This is a genomic window from uncultured Pontibacter sp., assembly GCF_947502515.1.
In the GTDB taxonomy this organism is placed as follows: domain Bacteria; phylum Bacteroidota; class Bacteroidia; order Cytophagales; family Hymenobacteraceae; genus Pontibacter.
The window spans coordinates 400852-416744 of sequence record NZ_CANNAI010000001.1 but is presented as its reverse complement, the minus strand read 5'-3'; the positions used below and the strand labels follow the sequence as shown (position 1 = coordinate 416744).

Sequence of the window (15893 nt, the reverse complement as noted above, 5' to 3'; positions counted from 1 at the left end):
CAGCCGGGGCTTTTTGTGTGCAGGCCATTCAGCATGTACAACTATGGCTACAGGGATAATATTTAAAACGATAAATTAGACACAATAAGCTTTTTATTATATATTATTGGCTTAATATTTGTTCTTTCGCTCAAGTACCTTTATAAGCCAAGCTATGCGCAAACCTCTACTGCTCTTATCACTCCCTGCTGTTTTACTACTTCTGGCCTTCAGCTTCAAAAAAACCGGCAACGATGACCTGATCATGCGCATTGCACTGCAGCTACAGGAGTTCTACACCCTGTACCCGCAGCAGAGCATCTACCTGCATCAGGACAAAACACTCTACAGTCTCGGCGAAACTATCTGGTTCAAAGCCTATGCTTCTCAAAGCACCACTGATAGCCTAAGTAAGGTACTCTATGCAGACCTGGTGGGCCCTGACAACAAAGTGCGCCTGAGCAGGAAACTGAAGCTGCAAAATGGCATGGCACACGGCGACTTCTACCTGCCCGATACCCTCTCCGAGGGGCTCTACCAGCTCAGAGCTTATACTAACTGGATGCGCAACTTCGATCCGCAGTACTTCTTTACCAGAGAGCTCAACATTGCCAGCCCTTCCCTTACTGAGGCTAAAGCAAGTATTTCTTTTCAGACACACGCCTCCACAGCCGGAGATTCCATCATCACCAGTCTGCAGTTTTTTAAGCATCCTTTTGAGCCGCTGAAGAATCTGAAATTAAAGACACAGCTGGTGCTGGATGGTAAAAGAGGAAAGTCAGGCAGCCTGGAAACAGATGCACAAGGTATAGCCCGGCTACCGCTCTTTTTCAGCAATGCCCAGGGCGGCACGGTGAAGGATGCCCTTCTGGTCGTTCAGTCTGATGACAAAAGCAACCCATTCCAGCGTAGCTACCGCCTGCCAGTGGGCCAGCCGGCTCTCGACCTGCAGTTTTTCCCGGAAGGTGGACACCTGGTAGCAGGTATATCTTCCCGGGTAGGCTTCAAGGCTGTGGACATAAGCGGGAAAGGACAGCAGATAGCAGGCACTGTGCACGACCAGCAGGGCAATATGGTAATGGACTTTAAGAGTGAGCACTTGGGTATGGGTGCTTTTACGTTTATACCCGAACCCGGCAAAACCTACACCGCACAGATACAGCTACCCAACGGCCGCACAGCCAGGTATAAGTTGCCGGAGGCAAAGCCGGAGGGAGTGGTGCTACAGGTTGCGCAGCACAGTGAGCACACGGTTAATTTTCGGATAGAGCATAATTTCAAAGCCCAGCTTGCGAATGCCCCCATGTATATGATTGCGCACGCTGCCGACAGCCTTATATTTGCTGTAAGAGCCAGCACCGATAAACCGGTACTGGAGTCAGCTATACCTGCTTCCCGATTCCCGGTGGGTTTGATCCACTTCACTCTGTTCAGCGCAGAAGGCAAAGCCCTGAGCGAACGTCTGGCCTTTGTGAACCATCCGCCACAGCTCCAGCTCAACATCACGACCGACAAGGCCATGTATGGCAAAAGGCAAAAAGTAACCATGCAGCTCGAAGCCCGCGATGCCAACGGCACGCCGGTAGTCGGCAATTTCTCACTCGCCGTGCGCGACGCTCTCATCGACCAGAACCAGCAGCCTTATGAAAATAATATTTACACACAGCTATACCTGCAGGGTGAGCTGAGAGGCAATATCGAGCAACCCGCCTACTACTTCGACAAAAAGCAGCCACAGGCACGACGCCACTTAGACCTCCTGCTGTTAACCCAGGGCTGGCGCCGCTTCGACTGGGACAATCTGCTACAGGACAAGCTGCAGGCCGCTCCACATCTTCCGGAGGAGAGTCTTTCATTCTCAGGGAGAGTAGAAAAAGAGCTTGGCAAGAAGACACCGCAGAAAAGCAACCTGACGCTTATCTTCACGCCAAACGCGGCACCCAAAGAAGCAGAGCTTACACTGCCCAACCTGGTCATGGCAGAGACGAACCCTGATGGCAGTTTCCGGTTTGTAGGGCTGGACTTTGAGGATACGCTGAAGGTCTTCATACAGGCACGCACGCCAAAAGGAAGTAATAACCAGTTGATTCACCTGGATCGCATGACAGCCCCTGCGCCAGGCTTCCAGGCATTGGAAGGAGCCACCCTATCGCCAGACCAGATATCGGCCTACCGCAGGCGCATGAGCGACTGGGCCAAGGCTGACCGCCAGCACCGCCTGACCACGGGCGCCATTCAATTGAAGCAGATAGATATCACAGCAAAAAAACAGGAGTTTAGCAATGACCACCGCATTTACTTTAAGGAAAACGCAGATGCTCGTATTGAGCTAGACAAACTCACAGTAGTATACCCCAATGTGCTGCAATACCTGGCAGGTCGTGTAGCTGGAGTGCATGTTACAGGCTCAGGCGATGAGACCAGCGTAATGATACGTGGCGACGGGCCACTGTTTGTACTGGACGGTATGCGTGTTAGCCTAGAGACAGTAAATATGCTCTCGCCAGAAGATATTGAGGCGATTGAGGTGCTGAAAGGCGCCAATGCTGCCATTTATGGTTCTTCATCAGCCGGCGGCGTGATTGCGCTTTTTACTAAGAGGGGCAATCCAAACTACAACTATGCGAATCAAAAAGCACCCGGCACAATCAACTTTAAGCTGGCTGGCTACAACAAGCCGTCTGAGTTTTATTCGCCGCGCTACGATGTACCACAGGACCGTCACAACCTACCGGACTACCGCAGCACCCTGCACTGGCAGCCTAATTTAACTACTGATGCCAGAGGGAAAGCGACTGTTAGCTTCTTCACGTCAGATGTCATTACTGAGTTTGTGGCCGTTTGCGAGGGTGTTGCAAGACAAGGCATAGTAGGCGCAACCTCCTACCGCTTCAGCAGCGAAACACGGATACAGCCTTAGTTTATTTCTTGCGACTGACCCACTTGTTGTCTTTCAGCCAGAAGCGCCAGGGTAGCAGCGCATCTTCGCCGGCATAGTCTATACCTATTCGAGGGCCGATGGCTATACCTTCAGCAGGCACGGCTATACCTTTGTCTTCTATCCAGATGGTGTCGCCGGTGAGTGTTTCGCCATAGTGACTGCGGTTTATACTTAAGGCAATGCTGAGTACGCCCGGCCCGGCCGTCAGGTTAGGTTTGGGAGTGGCCATGTTGCGGCGCAGCAGCATCTCTTCTATACCTTCTGTCGGTTCGATGGCCCGCACCAGCACGGCATCGGCTTGCCCTTCCACGTTGGTAATGATGTTGAACAGGTTGTACATGCCATATACGAGGTAAACATAAGCCACTCCGCCCTCGTGGTACATAATTTCGGTGCGTTGGGTGCGGCGGTTCATATGCGCATGGCAAGCCTTATCGTTTGTGCCGGAGTATGCCTCCGTTTCCACAATAATGCCTCCGGTGAGGATGCCGTCGTGGTTTGTATAGAGGTACTTCCCCAGCAGGTCCTGTGCCACCTGCACCACATCCGGTCGGGTATAAAAATCTTTTCTGAGCTTCACTTTGTAATAAGTAATGATGAATGAATAAATAATTAATTCATACCTGCCTGTAAGCAAATGATGAACAGGTATACGTGAAAAAGGCTCATCAACCAATCCATTATCCTCGCCTCATTATTAGTTATCATATGCTATTCACTAAATCTAATTGCTCATTCGTCATTAGTCATTCGTCATTACTCATTCGCCATTACTTGTTTCTTCATTAAAACAATTACCTTTGCCTTCAGATTGGTGGCCTTGTTGTTTCCGCGACAAAGCCTTAAAAGGGAAATAGGTGAGATACCTATGCTGTTCCCGCAACTGTGATCTTCTTAAAAAGGGTTAGCCAAAACCACCGCCACTGTGCCGCACGACGCACGGGAAGGCTGGCTAACCTGAAGAGAGCCAGGAGACCTGCCAGTCCGACAATAAATAGTCGTATGCTTTCGGGTAAAAAGCTGCACGGCCTTCGCTATACCTGCGCGCGCTGTTTCTGCCTATACCTGCCTGCATGCTTCGGGATTTAAGCAAGCGTATACGTGGCAAAGTTTCATTACCCTCTTTTATCATGTCTGGCTCTACTGCTAGGTATAGCGCCCGCCGCTCTGGCGCAGCAGGATACCACGGTGTATCACTTGCGCACGGTCGAAATCTTTGGCAAGCCCTCCGAAGTGTTTGCCTCTGGTAGCCGCGTAAGCACACTCGACAGCAGTTTCATCCGTACCTATGCCTCCGGCACTATAGCGGATGCCTTGCAGGCCCGCACACCGGTATTTCTGAAAACGAACGGTGCGAGCGGCATTTCTACTCCTTCCTTCCGGGGCACCAGCGCTACACATACTGCCGTGCTTTGGAACGGCCTCAACATAAGTCAGCCAGCCTTGGGACAAAGCGACCTGTCTTTGTTGCCTTTGAGCAGTATCGGAAGTATTGCGGTGCAGCATGGTGCGGCAGGTGCTATGTATGGCAGTGGCGCGATCGGTGGGGCTGTTTTGCTCAACTCCCCAATGCAGCAAGAGCCTGGCTTTGGAGCAGATGTGATGCAGGAGGTTGGCAGCTTCGGCCGGTACTTCTCCAGCGCAGGCATCCGCTACAGCGGCCAGAAGCTTTCTGTCGCACTGAGTGGCTATCGTCTGGCAGCAGAAAACGACTTCTCTTTCCGGGACTACGGCCGTATTGGAGCACCGGCTCGTCGACAGGACCAGGCTAAGGTGGCACAGCACGGCTTTACGCAGGACCTGAGCTGGCAGCTCTCTTCCAATACCCGGTTTGCTTTGCATGGCTGGTATACCTTTGCCGACCGGGAGGTAGCTCCGACGCTGGGCGCTGCCAATACCAATGCCGAACAACTCGACCGGAACCTGCGCCTGATGACGGAATTGAACCACAGCAGTAACTGGGGCGAAACCTCCGTGAAAGCGGCCGTCTTCAACGATTACCTCCGCTTCACTGACAACAACAACTACTCTACCACTGATATCAACACTTACCAGGTGCAGGCCGAGCAGACCTATACCTATGCCCGCCGCTGGAGTTTGCGGGGAGGCCTTAATTTGCAGCACTTTGACGCCGATGTACAAGGCTATGGTAAACAAGTAACAGAAGACCGCGCTTCGGCTTTCCTGCTCTTCCGCTACGACCTTGGCAAGCGGCTCGACCTGAGCCTGAACTTGCGCCAGGCATTTGTGAAAGGCTACAACCCCACTCCGGCTCCCACCCTGGGCGCTAACTGGCTCATGCTGCAGCAGGGTAATCACCAGCTATACCTGAAGGGCAACGCGTCGGGCAGTTACCGGGTGCCGACGCTGAACGAGCGCTTCTGGCAGCCAGGTGGCAATCCGGACATCAAACCGGAGCAGGGCTGGAGTTACGAAACCGGACTGCGTCACCGCTATACCCTGGGCAGTGTGCAGTTAGATTCTGAATTATCGGTTTACCGCATGCTCGTGGACAACTGGATACAATGGATGCCGATTACTTCCAGCTATTGGTCTCCCCGCAACCTGCAGAAGGTTCGCTCACAGGGTATAGAACTCAGCAGCCGTGCCAGTACCATAATAGGCGACTGGCAACTGGCTGCTACGGGCGCCTATACCTATACCTCCTCTGAACAAGTAAAGGCCTACGAAGGAAACCAGGAACTGAACCAACAGCTTGCGCACGTGCCATTGCACAAAGTCCAGTTGGGAACCGACCTTGCCTTCCGCTCCTGGACGCTACTCGGCAACATCACGCACACCGGCCTCCGCTATACTGACAACGGTAACTCCGGCAGCCTGCCCGGCTATACCTTGCTTAGCCTGGCACTGCACAGGAAGTTCAGCCTTGGTCAGTATCAGTTTATTGCATCGGTCCGCAGCGATAATGTAACCGACCGCGAGTATACTGTGCTCGAAAACGTGCCTATGCCACCCCGCAGCTTTGCGGCTAGCCTGCGCTTTATCATACCTTAAATTATATACATACCCCAATAACATGAAAAAAATTACCCGCTTCCGCAGCTACCTACTGTCAGCTGCCTTTGCTTTTGGTGCGCTCACTATCACTTCCTGCGACAAAAAGGACAACGGGCCTGCCGGTGAGTACGCCCGCAATGGTGTCCTGGTGTCCAATGAAGGCGCTATGACCAAATCAAATGCCTCGATGAGCTTCTACAGCCACGACAGCAAAACAGTGGAGAACGAATCGTTTAAGAAGGTGAATGCTCCGCTTCTGCTCGGCGACGTGTTGCAGCACATGGTACAGCATGGCGACAGGCTATACCTGGTGATGAACAACAGCGGCAAGGTGGTAGTCACTAACGCACATACCCTGAAAGCGGAAGGCGAGATCGCCGGTTTGGAGGCGCCCCGTTACTTTGCGGCCCTGAACGATGATAAAGGTTATGTAACGGAGTGGCTTGGCTACGATCCGTCGACTTATGTGTATGGCAACGGCCGTGTGGCAGTGGTAGATCTCAAAACGTTGACCGTTACCAAAACAATCACTGTAGGTGTGCAACCGGAGCAACTAATTCTTCAAGGAGGAAAGCTCTACGTAGCCAACAGCGGCGGCAACTCTGTAACGGTAATCAACACGACTACTGACGCGATAGAAACTTCTATCACCGTAAACGACGGTCCGAGCAGCCTGGCACTGGACCGTAACAACATGCTTTGGGTAAGTAGCCGCGGCATCAAGTCTTACGACCCAACCGACTGGTCTGTCAGCGAAGAAAACAGCACTCCCGGCTCCCTTGCCAAGATCAATACAGGTAGCAATTCGGTAGCCGCGACACTCACCTTCACCAGAAATGCGCCATCTCCAGACAAGCTCACGCCAAATCAGGGCGGAGACAAAATCTACTATGTGTTCAACAACAAGGTATGGGTGCAGGATGTCAACACAACTACACTGGCCACTCAACCACTCATCGACCGGGGCAGCTATGTAGCTTATGGCTTCAATGGCCTGGGTGTAGAACCTGGCAGCGGCATGATTTACGCAGGTAAGGCGACAGACTATGCCTCCAACGGTTGGGTGGTGCGCTACAGTCCACAGAGCGGAGCAGCTGTAGACTCCTTTAGGGTTGGTATTGCCCCGAACGGTTTTGTATTCAAATAATTAATCCACTATCTCAAAAAGCACAATGCCCGGTCCTCTTATATAAAGAGCCGGGCATTGTGCTTTTATACCTGAGCCGAATTACTGGTTCGGATCAGGCTTCAGATTTTCATCATAACGTTTCTGGCGATCACCCTCTTGGTTAAAGGCACTGTCGCCAATGGCGGTACCTTCACGGCCTTCGTATACGTCCTCGTAATTACCAGTGGTATCACCGTAGGTGCCCGCACGGTTAGCCTCTTCCGGTTGCTCTATTTCGCTCCGCTCCACGTTTGTCTCACCTGGGTCGGTACCTGTGTTACAGGCCGCCATACCTACGCCCATAAGCAAACCAAGTGCAGCAGCCGTTTTCTTTATAGATTTCATAGTTTTTTCATTTTAGATTTTCAAAGTGCCAATCCGCATCAGGGTATAGCTCTCTAATGTACGACCAGCCTACAATTAGAGTTAAAAAAAGCTACATACCTCACTCCTTTGCCGTATGACATAATGCACATAAACATAAAGGTATGATGAACGGGAAAAATAAGTCTGACCAGGAAAAGAGCAGCAAGGAAATGTCTTCGGACAAGAAAAAAGTAGCAACCGACAAGCAAACCCCACCGCCACAGGGTTCGGGTGCGAACAATCCGGGCCACACCAAAGACGATAGCTCTGATGCCGAGGCACAAAAAGGGCACGCCTGATGGCGCAACAATCAGCCTAACCCTTAACTTTGCGGCTATACCTGGTCTGCCATGAAAAAAAACTTGATGAACCCGGCGCTTAAACGCAAGTTGCTGGTTATCTCCCTGCTGTGCCTGCTCGTAGCCTCTGCCCTGCAGCTCTATACCTTCGGCTTTGCTGATAACTTCTTCAGTAACTGGCTGCGCATGTTTGTGGTACTGTTTGTTTTGGTGGCAGGTACTGTGCTGGCTGTTGTGCCGGGTGCAAATTATATCGTCAACAAGACTTCGCAATTGTTCAGATAAGCACTGCTATACCTCTACAAACGAAAAGCCCGTGATAGCATCACGGGCCTTTTGTTTTAGGGAACAATTGAAACACTTACACCATCACAAGCCATTGCTTCAGGTTATTATTCATGAAATTTATTTCACTGATTTAACCTTTGCTTTTACGCCCAGAAGCATTCAACTATAGATGATAATAATGCAAATATAGTGATATTTGGATTGATTTATATAATTAAATATCGCTTTAATGCATAATTTATTCGATGTTATACCTACCATTCTCTAAACTGCTCATTTACAACAATTCCAGACTGAACCCTGCCTGCACAAGAAGTGTTAAGCACGCAGTAATTGTTTAGAAAGCGCTACAGAATCAGTAGTTTTGCAGCCCGCGCCCTTTGGGGCGTTTTTATTTTAAGAATCCCGAGACTTGAAGAATCCAACCATACTGCTCATCACGCCGCCGCTCACGCAGCTCAACACACCCTACCCCGCCACTGCCTACATCAAGGGCTTTCTGAAAGGGCAGGGCTATACCGTTACCCAGGCTGACTTTGGCATTGAGCTTGTGCTGCGCATGTTTTCGAGAGGTGGACTAAGCAGAATATTTGAGGCTGTAGAAAAGGGGGATTTTGAGTTGTCGGATAATAGCCGACGCATCCTGCGACTCAGGAGGGAGTACCTGAATACTATTGAGCCAGTCATCCGTTTTCTGCAGAACAAAGACACTACCCTAGCTCAGCAAATCAGCTACAGCCGTTACCTGCCCGAGGCTTCACGCTTCGACCAGGTAGAGGACATTGACTGGGCTTTTGGCAGCATGGGCATCACCGACCGCGCCCGCTACCTGGCTACGCTATACCTGGAGGATCTGGGTGACCTTATTAAAGAAACCATCTGCCCCTATTTCGCTTTCAGCCGCTACGCCGAGAAACTGGCCTTGTCGGCCACTTCCTTTGATCCGCTGGAGGAGTCGCTGAAGACGGAGCCAAACCTGGTAGACCAGATGCTGCTCGAGCTGCTGGAAGAGCGCCTGCAGGAAGTGCAGCCGGATGTGGTGGGCTTCTCTATACCTTTCCCTGGCAACCTGTATGGTGGTTTGAGACTGGCACAGTATATCAAGCAGCACCATCCGCACATCCATACGATGATGGGCGGTGGCTATCCAAATACAGAGCTGCGAAGCCTCCGCGAGCCGCGCCTGTTCAAATACATCGACTTTGTAACGCTGGATGACGGCGAAGGCCCATGGCTGAAACTACTGGAATACTTGCAGGGCGAGCGCCAATTGGATTTTCTACAGCGTACATTCATGCTGCAGGATGGAAAGGTAGAGTTTATCAACGGCTGTCTCGACAAAGATATTCCGCACACTGAGGTGGGAACGCCGGACTACAGCGATTTGCCACTGCAGGATTATCTGTCCGTGATTGACGTGATTAACCCAATGCACCGCCTATGGAGCGACGGCCGCTGGAACAAGCTGACTGTAGCGCACGGCTGCTACTGGAAACGCTGCTCCTTCTGCGACATCACGCTCGACTATATTTCCCGCTACGAAACGGCCCCGGCTACTTTGCTGGTGGATCGCATCGAGCAGATCATCGCCCAGACGGGCCAGACCGGCTTTCACTTCGTGGACGAAGCAGCACCGCCAGCCGCCCTCCGCGACCTGGCCATTGAGCTGCTACGCCGCGGCGTAAAGATTACCTGGTGGGGCAACATCCGGTTTGAAAAAACCTTTACACCCGACCTCTGCCGTCTGCTGGCCGCGTCAGGTTGCATAGCCGTGTCGGGTGGTTTGGAAGTGGCATCTGACCGACTGTTGGACCTGATGAAAAAAGGTGTGAGCATTGCGCAGGTGGCACGTGTAACGGACGGCTTCACACAAGCTGGCATCATGGTGCATGCCTACCTCATGTATGGCTTCCCAACGCAGACAGCACAGGAAACGATTGATTCGCTGGAAGTGGTGCGGCAGCTTTTCCTGAACGGCGTGATACAATCCGGCTACTGGCACCGCTTCAGTATGACGGCGCATAGCCCGGTAGGTAAGCACCCCGAGAAATTTGGTGTGGTGAAAGTAGGCCCGCCGGAAGGTGACTTTGCCAACAACGACCTCTGGCACGACGACCCGCAGGGAACTGACCACGAGCTATTCGGCCAGGGTTTAGCGAAAGCCATCTACAATTATATGCATGGTGTGGGGCTGGAGGAGCCACTCTCTTTCTGGTTCGACTTCAAAGTGCCGCGTGTCACCACCGACCGCAACCTGCTCGCCAAGGCCATCCAGGAGCCTGCCAAACCGGACAGCGAACGCAAGCTGGCCCGTGTATTCTGGCTCGGCAACGTGCCCGAAATCGACTTTATGATGTATGCCAAAAAAGGCCAGACCATCGAACGCTGCGTGCTGACCTTTTATGAAAAAGCCGAAGACTTCCAGATCAAGACTACCGCTAACATCGGACAGTGGCTGCTGGAGCAACTCACCCTGCTGACGTCGGAAGATGCACCGGCCATGACGCTGAAGCAACTGGAAGAAACTTACCCACTGGACGCACACCTGAACTTCACAGAGTTCCTGGCCTCACCGGTTTGGTTTGAGTTGCGCGAGAAGGGCTTGCTGCTGCTATAGCTAAAAGACGTGGGATGTGATACTGAATATTTCAGAATTTCGCTGCCTATACCTTAAATTGACTCAATAAAACAGAAAAGGCGCTACTAAAGCGCCTTTTCTGTTTTATACTTTTGACTAGTTGACTCTGCCAGGAGTTACTGGTGGCGTGTAGTTTAAGCCAAACCGTTTCGCATAGTCTTTCAAGGGCTCCAGGCCAACCTCGGCACGGCGCTTATCCACATTCGCTTCATCCTCTATCAGGTAAAACTCAGGTTTGTTGGTTTCAGGGTTATTTCTCAGTTGGCTTCCGTAGAGCTGTGGCTGATTGTTGTACATGCGTACCCTATCCTCTGTAAGCGCCAAGCTACTTTTCTGCAACTCCCCTTTCTCTGCCGCTTCCCGCATCATGGGCAGGTATTTCTCCATTAGTTCCTTCTGATCCTGGCCTATATGTTGTATCACCGCCCAGGCCGCCTGACTAGCCGCCCCTCCTACCATGCTTTTTCCGGGCCAGCCGTGCTCTTCAATAATAGCTATTACCTGCTTCAGGTTTTCTTTGTCAGCAGCCCACATTTTACGAATCAGCTCCTGGAACTGCTCTGACTGCGGCCCGTGCTCCTGCTGCACCTTACTGATCATGCGTCTGTACTTCTGGTCATCTTCATAGATTTGCTCCAGCTGTGCCTTCAGGGGTTTATTGTAGTTGGCCTCTGCCTTATCCACATTCGCCCGCAGCTGCTGCACTAACTTTTCCCAACGTTTGTCGCTGTGGAGGCTGTTGAGATCAGTGTCCTGCTTCAGGTGACTAATGTTGAGGTAGCCTTTGTCGATGGCTTTTCCAAGGTGCGCAAAGGCCTTGTTTTTGTCTCCTGCCAAAGCCCATGAGCAGGCGGCATTGTAATGGTCTGTGGTACTCCCCTTCCCATCTTTTAACACCTGATCGTATACTTGTCCGGAACCCTTATAGTCTTTGGTATTATACTTTGCATTAGCCTCAGCAGCAGATTGTGCCAACGTAACAGTGCTTATGCTGCCAGCCAGCAGCAGAGAAAGGAAGAGCGTTTTCATAGACTTTCTGGTTTGTTTACCATTCAATCTACACAAATTTCATAATATATACCTTATCAGATACTTTATTCTGTCGCAACAGCTCTAACGTAAAGGCAATCCGATAGCATATGGGTAAAAAAGATGAAGCCGCACAAACAGCTGTTTGTGCGGCTTCACAGGAAGAAGGGTTATATGTTTACTTATTCATGTAGCTATCCCGTACAGCCTTGAACTCAGAACCTGCCTTCCATTGTGGCCACTCCGATGAGCCCGCCAAACGGTGACCTACCTGGTAAAGCAGTTTCAGGTCCTCTACCACTCCATACATTTTATAATCCGGATGCACCTGGTCGGCTGCTTTGTGGTAATAGTTGGCGTAGTACTCGTCAAGTTTCTTCTTTCCTACTTCTTTACCACCATCCATCAGGTCCACTCCCGGACCAATGAACAGCGCCGGTATACCTATTTTGGCAAAATTGAAGTGATCAGAACGGTAATACAGACCCGCTTCCGGATTCTCTTCCGGCGCGATGTAACGACCAGCTGCTTCAGCTTCCGCTGTGATATAGTCCTCGAGTTCGGACTGGCCCATCCCGTACAGCACCACATCTTTTGTCTTTCCATAAGGGTTCATCATGTCCATGTTGATGTTGGCCACCGTCTTTTCTTTCGGGAACACCGGGTTTTCAGCATAGTAAGCCGAGCCCCAAAGTCCCTGCTCCTCCGCTGTCACGGCCAGGAATACTACTGTACGCTCCGGCTGCGTCGGCTGATTCTTAAATGCCTTGGCAATCTCCAGCAAGCCGGCTACACCACTGGCGTTATCCACAGCACCGTTGTAGATACTATCGCCTGTCGCATCGGCCTTCCCTATACCCAGGTGGTCCCAGTGGCCGGTATAGATGATCGTCTCGTCAGGACGTGTGCTGCCAGTAATCTTGGCAATGAAGTTAGAGGTTTTGTCATAGCGGGTTTTTACCTTCAGAGAAGTGCTTGCCTGCAGGTTTAGCGGGAAAGGTTTGTTGCCCGGCTGCGCGGCCTTGTTAAGAACTGCTTTATAGTCCATACCTGCAGCGGCGAAGAGTTTCTCCGCTATCGGGGTAGTGATCCACCCTTCCATAGCGCACTTGTAGGTTTCGCGGCCACGACTGTCAAGGTACATTTTGGAAGTGTTCCAGTTGTTCTGCACTACCTGGAAGCCGTATCCCGCCGGCTCAGTATCATGGATGATCAGGGCTCCTTTTGCTCCCTGTCGGGCTGCCTCTTCAAATTTGTAAGTCCAGCGACCGTAGTAAGTCATGGCTTTGCCTTTGAATACGGCCGGGTCCTGGGTATAAAAACCCGGGTCATTCACCAACATCACCACAATCTTATCTTTCACATCCAGACCGGCATAGTCGTTCCAGTTGTACTCCGGCGCCACAACGCCAAAACCCACAAACACCATTTCTGTAGGATCGATGTTGATGGCCTCGTCCGTGCGGCGGGTCCAGATCACATAATCGTTACGACCTTCCAGCTTCAACTCCTGCTGCTTGCCTTTGATGGTCATGTCTGAACTAGCCGTCGTATTCACCTCTACCATCGGTACCTCCTGGAAATAGCTGCCGTTGTTGCCCGGCTCTACTCCGAGCGCCTTAAACTCCCGCTCCAGATAATCCAGTGTTTTCTGCTCACCCGAAGTGAACGGCTTGCGGCCCTCCATATCATCGGCAGCAAGCGCAGTCAGGTATTGCTCGTAGCTTTCAGTTGTAAGTGCGGCCACTGTTTCGGCACCGGCTTCTCCAGTTTCAGGGCTGGAAGACTGGCAGGCAGAGAATATCCCGACTATCAGGGCAGGAAGCAAAATTGGCTTGATTCTATTTATCATAGTGATATAAGGTTTGTTGAATAAGCTGGGGCTACATAGGTATAGCCGCTACAGCAGTGTTAAAGTACATAAAGCTGTTCAGGAAAAAAAGTAGTGAGGGCTTCATGGCCATTTGCAGCGTAGCTGGCTGCCAGCTTCCTCTTGAAATTAAGATCAGGTATAGCCCCGGTCTTTGGCACAGACACTCGCGGGTTTGGAAGACACCGCGAGGTCTGGCAGCACCAACATCCATAAAAAAGCACCCACAGCTTTACGCCATGGGTGCCTTTCAAATTTCTAACTTACTAGTCCCGCTTCGACTTAAGCAGCTGCCTTAGTTCAGCCAGTTCGTCGCGGTACTTGGCGGCTTGCAGGAAGTCCAGGTCTTTGGCGGCGGCTTCCATCTGCTTCTCGGTTTTCTTAATCAGCTTCTCGAGTTCGTCTCGCTTCATCATCTGAATCACCGGTTCCGCTGCCAACGAAACCTCTTCCGGACCAGCATACATCTTCACCTCTTTCTTCTTAGCGTCGGCTACAGATGTCTGCTCAAATATCTCGTCTTTGGTCTTGAGAACGGTACGCGGTGTAATTCCATGTTCCAGATTATAAGCCATCTGCGTTTCACGGCGGCGGTTGGTCTCCTCGATGGCCCGTTGCATGGAACCTGTAATGCGATCGGCATACATGATAACCCGGCCCCGCTCGTTACGGGCGGCACGGCCCATCGTTTGGATCAACGAACGCTGGTCACGCAGGAATCCTTCTTTATCAGCGTCGAGAATAGCCACTAAGCTCACTTCCGGTAAGTCAAGACCCTCACGCAGGAGGTTCACACCTACCAGCACATCGATCTCCCCTAAACGCAGCTCGCGCAGAATTTCCACACGGTCCAGTGTCTTTACCTCTGAGTGCAGGTACTTCACCTTGATGTTAAGGCGGTCCATGTACTTGGTCAGCTCTTCGGACATACGCTTGGTCAGGGTTGTCACCAGCACGCGCTCCTTGCGCTTGATGCGTTCGTCCACCTCATCCAGCAAATCATCCACTTGGTTGGCACTTGGCCGTATCTCGATCTCCGGATCCAACAGGCCAGTCGGACGAATGATCTGCTCCACGATCACGCCCTCTGATTTCTGTATCTCGTAATCACCTGGTGTAGCGCTTACAAATACCACCTGGTGCATCAGGCTCTCAAATTCATTGAAAGTGAGCGGGCGATTGTCCATGGCGGCTGGCAAACGGAAGCCATACTCCACCAAAGCCACCTTACGGGAGCGGTCGCCTCCCCACATGGCCCGTACCTGTGGTATCGTCACGTGGCTCTCATCGATCACCATCAGGAAATCATCGGGGAAGTAGTCCAGTAAACAGAAGGGACGCGCACCCGGCGAACGGCGGTCGAAGTAGCGGGAGTAGTTCTCTATACCTGAGCAATAGCCCAGTTCCCGAATCATCTCCAGGTCAAACTCAGTACGTTCCTTGATACGCTTTGCTTCTACTGGTCTATCCTCTTTCAGGAAGTAGTCGTGCTGCGCCACCATGTCGTACTGTATCTCATGAATAGCCTGCTGCAGTGTGTCCTTGCCTGTCACGAAGAGGTTGGCAGGGTATAAGGTAATGGCTTTCTCGTCAGCTATTTTCTTTCCCGATTCAGGATCGATGCGATGGATCTGCTCCAACTCATCGCCAAAGAAATAGAGACGGTAGGCAAAGTCAGCATAGGCCGGGAAGATGTCTACGGTGTCGCCCTTCACGCGGAATGTTCCACGTGTGAACTCGGCCTCGGTGCGGCTATAAAGAATCTGCACAAAGGTATAGAGCAGGTTGTTGCGGCTGTAGCGCTGACCCGGTGCCAGGTAAATCACGTTCTTGCCAAACTCCTCCGGGTTACCGATACCGTAGATACATGACACCGATGCCACCACGATCACATCACGGCGACCGGAGAGCAGCGCAGAGGTTGTATGCAGACGCAGCTTCTCGATCTCCTCATTTATTTGGAGGTCTTTTTCAATAAACACATCCGAAGAAGCGATATAGGCTTCAGGCTGGTAGTAGTCGTAGTACGAGATAAAGTACTCTACCGCATTATCCGGAAAAAACTGCTTGAACTCACCGTACAGCTGTGCGGCCAGCGTCTTGTTATGACAAAGCACCAGCGTCGGCTTGCCGGTGTTTTTGATCACGTTGGCCATGGTAAAGGTCTTACCCGTGCCCGTGGCACCCAGCAGCACCTGTGCAGGCTCCCCTTTATTAACGCCTTCTGTGAGTTGGGCAATCGCTTTTGGCTGATCGCCGGTTGGTTGAAATTCTGATGTTAGCTTAAAATCCATTCG

The 15893-nt window shown here is 51.6% G+C and carries 11 protein-coding genes and 1 riboswitch; of the genes, 6 read left to right on the top strand and 5 right to left on the bottom strand.

Annotated features, from left to right (window positions below):
• Positions 1 to 154: 154 nt before the first annotated feature.
• Positions 155 to 2899, top strand: a complete 2745-nt coding sequence (locus Q1A54_RS01955) for a TonB-dependent receptor plug domain-containing protein (protein ID WP_299984689.1) — start codon at positions 155 to 157, stop codon at positions 2897 to 2899.
• Position 2900: 1 nt separating this feature from the next.
• On the opposite strand, the gene Q1A54_RS01950 is transcribed toward Q1A54_RS01955, so the two are convergent.
• Positions 2901 to 3500: a DNA-3-methyladenine glycosylase gene (locus tag Q1A54_RS01950; RefSeq protein WP_299984687.1), complete on the bottom strand. Its 600-nt coding sequence runs from the start codon at positions 3498 to 3500 to the stop codon at positions 2901 to 2903.
• Positions 3501 to 3715: 215 nt separating this feature from the next.
• Positions 3716 to 3919: riboswitch (cobalamin riboswitch) on the top strand.
• Positions 3920 to 4021: 102 nt separating this feature from the next.
• On the opposite strand from Q1A54_RS01950, the gene Q1A54_RS01945 reads away from it, so the two are divergent.
• Both Q1A54_RS01945 and Q1A54_RS01940 read left to right on the top strand, forming a co-directional pair.
• Positions 4022 to 5935, top strand: coding sequence for a TonB-dependent receptor (locus Q1A54_RS01945; protein WP_299984686.1), 1914 nt, complete (start codon positions 4022 to 4024; stop codon positions 5933 to 5935).
• A 22-nt stretch (positions 5936 to 5957) separates the two neighbouring features.
• On the top strand, positions 5958 to 7085 hold the full coding sequence (locus tag Q1A54_RS01940; RefSeq protein WP_299984685.1) for a DUF5074 domain-containing protein: 1128 nt from the start codon (positions 5958 to 5960) through the stop codon (positions 7083 to 7085).
• Positions 7086 to 7166: 81 nt separating this feature from the next.
• Here the strand turns inward: Q1A54_RS01940 and Q1A54_RS01935 are convergent, their stop codons facing one another.
• On the bottom strand, positions 7167 to 7451 hold the full coding sequence (locus Q1A54_RS01935; protein WP_299984684.1) for a hypothetical protein: 285 nt from the start codon (positions 7449 to 7451) through the stop codon (positions 7167 to 7169).
• A 143-nt stretch (positions 7452 to 7594) separates the two neighbouring features.
• Here Q1A54_RS01935 and Q1A54_RS01930 point away from each other — a divergent pair, with 143 nt between their 5' ends.
• From Q1A54_RS01930 to Q1A54_RS01920, 3 genes are all read left to right on the top strand, one after another.
• Positions 7595 to 7771, top strand: coding sequence for a hypothetical protein (locus Q1A54_RS01930; RefSeq protein ID WP_159439839.1), 177 nt, complete (start codon positions 7595 to 7597; stop codon positions 7769 to 7771).
• A gap of 51 nt (positions 7772 to 7822) precedes the next feature.
• Entirely contained in the window at positions 7823 to 8056 is a 234-nt protein-coding gene (locus Q1A54_RS01925) for a DUF2798 domain-containing protein (protein ID WP_007653476.1), read from the top strand.
• Between the two features lie 415 nt (positions 8057 to 8471).
• Positions 8472 to 10676: a B12-binding domain-containing radical SAM protein gene (locus Q1A54_RS01920; RefSeq protein ID WP_299984683.1), complete on the top strand. Its 2205-nt coding sequence runs from the start codon at positions 8472 to 8474 to the stop codon at positions 10674 to 10676.
• Between the two features lie 117 nt (positions 10677 to 10793).
• On the opposite strand, the gene Q1A54_RS01915 is transcribed toward Q1A54_RS01920, so the two are convergent.
• The 3 genes from Q1A54_RS01915 to uvrB form a co-directional block, all read right to left on the bottom strand.
• On the bottom strand, positions 10794 to 11726 hold the full coding sequence (locus tag Q1A54_RS01915; protein ID WP_299984682.1) for a DUF6624 domain-containing protein: 933 nt from the start codon (positions 11724 to 11726) through the stop codon (positions 10794 to 10796).
• A gap of 178 nt (positions 11727 to 11904) precedes the next feature.
• A complete protein-coding gene (locus Q1A54_RS01910; protein ID WP_299984680.1) occupies positions 11905 to 13578 on the bottom strand; it encodes a M28 family metallopeptidase in 1674 nt (557 codons plus the stop codon).
• Between the two features lie 284 nt (positions 13579 to 13862).
• The gene (gene uvrB, locus Q1A54_RS01905) at positions 13863 to 15890 is read right to left on the bottom strand and encodes an excinuclease ABC subunit UvrB (RefSeq protein WP_299984678.1); all 2028 of its coding nucleotides are present in this window, start codon (positions 15888 to 15890) and stop codon (positions 13863 to 13865) included.
• Positions 15891 to 15893: the final 3 nt, after the last annotated feature.